Origin of the sequence: Methanobrevibacter sp. (assembly GCF_030539555.1) — an archaeon.
Lineage (GTDB): Archaea > Methanobacteriota > Methanobacteria > Methanobacteriales > Methanobacteriaceae > Methanocatella.
On the sequence record NZ_JAUNXX010000144.1, the window covers coordinates 1 to 1,405 of the forward strand.

1 protein-coding gene is annotated in these 1,405 nt (G+C 28.3%); it reads right to left on the minus strand.

What is annotated here, in order from left to right; translation table 11 throughout:
* The coding region (locus Q4Q55_RS10580; RefSeq protein WP_303372757.1) for a hypothetical protein at positions 1 to 1,405 on the minus strand (1,405 nt) is incomplete at both ends.

The window sequence follows — 1,405 nt, forward strand, 5'->3', positions numbered from 1 at the left end:
TTGTAGTTTTCCAAAATATTGCAGTAGCACGAGTTGAAGTAGTACCATAATAATTATTTTTCATAAATACAGATTTATCAATAATGGTTTCACTGTAATCTGTTTGAACATATATAGCTCCACCATTGTAAGCGGAATTACTTATGAAACTTGAATTGTAAATATTTACTTCAGAATTTTTTACATTCAGATATATAGCTCCACCGTTAGCCCAACTATTCTGAATCGGAGTTGCTTTGTTATTTTCAAATCGGGAATCAGTTATATTAAAAGAACCCTCATTTGTTTTAATATAAACTGCTCCACCACCAGCATAATAACCATACTGGTCATAGTCTGTATTATTCACAAATGTACAATTAACTATTTTAAAGTCAATCTTTTCAGTATTATCCATTCCACAGCAAATTGCAGAACCATGATTGGAATAACCATTTGCAAAAATAATGTTTTTAAATGTAACATTTAAAGCCTGCACATTAAATATTCTTGTCATTCCTTTTGCATCAATTGTATGTCCCTTACCATCAATGGTAATGTTTTTATTGATTATGATTCCTTCAGTAATTTCATCAGCACTATTATAAGTATAATTTTTGTCCAATTCAATTACTGAATTTTCATCTGCATTATCTATTAAAGTTTGGAGAGTGTCAAATTCAGGTAAAACCCTATCTTTTGTTAAGGATATTCCATTATAACTTACAGTCAATGCTCCTGTTTCACCATCAATAGTGTATGGAACAATAGCTTGACCAGCATTATCAAGTGTTATTGTATCTGTTTCAAGATTTAGTGTAGTGGAATTAATATTTAGTGTAATTTCCGGGAGATTGTAATTTGTGTAAACACTTGTTGAACTGGAAGAGTATAAGTTATTTAATGAAACAATTGCATAATTTTCTGTGAATTTTATATTCAAATATAAAATATTAGAAAGAGAAGATGATTTATAATTATCATATGTATTTCCAAACCAATTATTTTTCATTCTTCCACTTATTATAGTAGTTGCTGTATTATCCAAGAAAATTGAATTTATTACATAATCTCTAGAATACTGATGACTAATTGTTGAGCTTCCAGTATTATTTATGAAAATACATCGATCAATTTCTCCATAATAACCATAATTATAAATAGCACTTGAAGAAGAAGCAGAATTGTTGATAAATTTTGAGTTGTTGATGATTCCCAGATTATTATCTACATGACCATAAAATGCGCCACCAACACCAGAGACAGTATTGTTAATAAAAGAACAATTATCAATTGTAATTGTTTCTGCTTTGAAATAAATTGCACCACCATTATCAGATAAACCATTAACTAATCTAATATTTTTTAGATAAACATTATCTGAAAGGATATTAAATATTCTAGATTTGCTTTTCGCATTTATTGT